At 71.7% G+C, this 3105-nt stretch carries 4 protein-coding genes; 1 reads left to right on the forward strand and 3 read right to left on the reverse strand.

Features of this window, described 5'->3' with window-relative positions; genetic code table 11:
* From VLF38_RS02550 to VLF38_RS02560, 3 genes are all read right to left on the reverse strand, one after another.
* A partial coding sequence (locus VLF38_RS02550) for a 3-deoxy-7-phosphoheptulonate synthase (protein WP_325269728.1) occupies nt 1-765 on the reverse strand: 765 nt, incomplete at its 3' end.
* Between the two features lie 93 nt (nt 766-858).
* Complete coding sequence (locus VLF38_RS02555) at nt 859-1911, reverse strand: S-adenosylmethionine:tRNA ribosyltransferase-isomerase (RefSeq protein ID WP_325269725.1); 1053 nt, start codon at nt 1909-1911, stop codon at nt 859-861.
* A complete protein-coding gene (locus VLF38_RS02560; protein WP_325269726.1) occupies nt 1908-2603 on the reverse strand; it encodes an SDR family NAD(P)-dependent oxidoreductase in 696 nt (231 codons plus the stop codon). Before VLF38_RS02560 ends, VLF38_RS02555 begins: the two co-directional genes overlap by 4 nt.
* A 78-nt stretch (nt 2604-2681) precedes the next feature.
* On the opposite strand from VLF38_RS02560, the gene soxR reads away from it, so the two are divergent.
* The coding region (soxR, locus tag VLF38_RS02565) for a redox-sensitive transcriptional activator SoxR (protein ID WP_325269727.1) at nt 2682-3105 on the forward strand (424 nt) is incomplete at its 3' end.

Raw genomic sequence — 3105 nt, forward strand, 5'->3', positions numbered from 1 at the left:
GATCCAGACCATGTGCGCCGAGACGTCGTACGGCGCGTTGGTGCGGCTGTCGATGCGCGTCATGGCGTGTTCGTACTCGAGGACGAGCGCCTCGTGGCTGTTGTAGAAGTCGACCCCGTGGAACTCCTTGGGGTCGGCGCCGATCGCCTGCATGAACTCGAGGGCCTTCTCGATCTCGCCGGCCATCTTCTCGTAGCGGCGACCGGCCGGCGAGGAGCGGACGAAGTCGGTGTTCCACGTGTGGACCTGGCGCAGGTCGGCGTAGCCACCTGTCGTGAAGGCGCGCACGAGGTTGAGCGTGGCGGCGGAGTTGTTGTAGACGTCGACGAGGCGCTGCGGGTCGGGAACGCGCGACTCCGAGGTGAAGTCGTAGCCGTTGACGGCATCACCGCGGTACGCCGGAAGGGTCACCTTCTCGCCGTCGACGGTGCGGGTCTCGAAGTCGCTCGAGCGCGGCTTGGCGTACTGCCCTGCGATGCGGCCGAGCTTCACCACCGGGACGGACCCGGCGTACGTCAGCACGACCGCCATCTGCAGGAGAACGCGGAGCTTGTTGCGGACGTTGTCGGCCGTGACGCCGGCGAAGGTCTCGGCGCAGTCACCGCCCTGGAGGATGAAGGCCTCGCCACGGACGACGGCGGCGATCTTCTCCTTCAGGTCGTCGCACTCGCCCGCAAAGACCAGCGGCGGCGACGTGCGCAGGCGGTCGACGGCGAGGTCGACCGCCGCGGCGTCCGGATAGGTCGGCTGCTGGGCAGCCCCCATCGCGTGCAGCGCGGACAGGTCGGGAACGGTGCTGGTCACGCGGTCAAGACTACGGGGCGCGCGAGGTTACTCGCGATTCGGTATCGCGCCCGCTCACGGCAGCAGGAGGGCGCTGTCACCGAACTCGTGCCAGAGATAGCCCTCGGCCGTCGCCGCGTCGTACGCCGCCTGCGCGAGCGCGCGCCCGGCGACCGCCTCCACCAGCAGCAGGTGCGAGGCTCCGGGGTCGTGCCAGCCGGTGATCAGGCCCGTCACGACGTGGGGTGGATCCGACGGTGTGATGACCCGGTCCGTCCAGCCGCTGCGGGCGACGAGCCTCCCCTCGACGACCGCCGACTCGAGCGCGCGCGTGGCCGTCGTGCCGACGGCGACGACACGGCCGCCCGCCGCGCGGGCACCTTCGACCAGGCGTGCGGTCTCCTCGGTGACCTCGAACCACTCCGCCTGCGGCGGTTCACCCGCTTCCTGCGAGCTGAGCCCCGTGTGGAGGGTGACCCGGGCGACCAGCACGCCACGTGCGACGAGGTCGGCGACCAGCCCCTCGGTGAAGGGACGGCCGGCCGACGGCATCTCGGCGCTGCCGGGACGGGTGCCGAAGACGGTCTGGTAGTCGCTCAGCGGATAGCGCCGGTTGAGGTAGCCGTAGGCGATCGGGCGACCGCGGCGCGCCACCACCTGCTCGAGGTCACCCTCGACGCTCGCCCGCCAGAGCCGGTTGCCGCGGCCGGTCGGCGAGCCGCTCTCCGGGTACGCCGCGAGGAGACGCAGGCGGGCAGGCCCGGCCTCGACGACGTCCCCGGCGGCAGCCTCGAGCACCGGGTACCGGGCGTCGGGAGCGGTCCGCAGCTCGATGACGCGCGTCCCGTCGTCGAGGCGGGAACCCAGGTGGAGGACGACCTGCCAGTGCCCGGTGCCCTCGCGCCAGAGCCGGGCGTCGAGCTCCCCCGCCACGGTCGCGGAGTCGTTGACGACGAGGACGTCGCCGGGACGCAGGTGAGCGGTGATGGTGCGGAACCGCGTGTGGGTGATGCTGTCCGGCCGCGCGACGAGGAGCCGCACCTGGTCGCGGGCGATGCCCCGGGCCTCCGGAGGGGACGCCGCGGTGTGCTCACCGGGCTCCGGGAAGACAACGGCGGGGGTGCTCATGCGGCGCTCCCGTCGATCGACGGGACCGCGACCTCGGAGAGGCGATGGCGGCCCGAGGGCGGGCGCTCTGCCAACAGCGCCAGCAGGTGCGGAACCACCGCCTCGGGCAGCGGCCGGTCGGAGATGTCCTCTCCGGGGAAGGCGTCCTGGTGCATGCGGGTGCGCATGTCCCCCGGGTCGACGGCGTAGCCCGTGATCGCCGGATTCTCTGCGGCGTACTGCAGGACGAGGTGCTCCAGCGCTGCCTTCGACGCGCCGTAGAGGCCCCAGCCCGGGTAGTGCTCGACGGCCGCGTCCGAGGTGACGCCGACGAGGGCGCCGCGCGACGCGACGAGGAGCGGCAGGAGCGTGGCAGTGAGGACGAGCGGCGCACCGATGTTCGGCCGCCACACGGCGGCGAGATCATCGATGCTCAGCTCCTCGAGTCGCGGCAGCGGCGACGGTCCGAGCGTGCCCGCGTTGTGGACCAGCAGGTCGAGTCCGCCGAGGCCGGTCAACGTCGCAAGGAGGGCGGCACGGTGGCCGGCGTCCGTGATGTCGCCAGCCACCGCGTGGATCCGCGGATGGTCCAGGTCAGCGAGCGCGGCCGCGTCGCGGGCATCGGTGACGACGGTCCAGCCGGCGTCGGCGAGCGCGAGGACGAGAGCGCGGCCGAGGCCGCGGGAGCCGCCGGTGATGAGTGCGATGGACATGTGGTTCCCCTTGATCAGTTGGCGTTGTCATGCCACTGTTCAAGTTCAAGTTAACTTGAAGTCAAGAGGTGATCGGCGATGGAATCGATCGACGTGAAGGCTCCGTTGACGGTGACGCAGGTGGCGGAGCGCAGCGGCTTCGCCGCCTCCGCCCTGCGCTACTACGAGGCCCAGGGCCTCATCCACGCCGCGCGTACGCCGGGTGGCCGTCGCGTCTACGAGCGCGAGGTCCTGCGCCGGCTGGCGTTCATCCGCGCCGCGAGCAACGTCGGGCTCAGCCTCGAGGAGATCCGCGTCGAGCTCGACAGCCTGCCGTCGGGCCGTACGCCCACGAAGGCCGACTGGCACCGGATCTCGAAGCACTGGCGCGGCCGCCTCGACGAGCAGCTTCGCGCGCTCGAGCGACTCCGTGACGGCCTCGACTCGTGCATCGGCTGTGGGTGCCTGTCGCTGAAGCACTGCGGGATCGCCAACCCCGCCGACGTCGCCGCGACGTACGGCG

Source organism: Nocardioides sp., from assembly GCF_035481145.1.
Taxonomy (GTDB): domain Bacteria; phylum Actinomycetota; class Actinomycetes; order Propionibacteriales; family Nocardioidaceae; genus Nocardioides.

Bases quoted from the DNA above. Each gene is read 5' to 3' on its own strand.
- VLF38_RS02555 (WP_325269725.1), bottom strand. From the start codon at position 1,911: ATGAGCACCCCCGCCGTTGTCTTCCCGGAGCCCGGTGAGCACACCGCG.
- VLF38_RS02560 (WP_325269726.1), bottom strand. From the start codon at position 2,603: ATGTCCATCGCACTCATCACCGGCGGCTCCCGCGGCCTCGGCCGCGCT.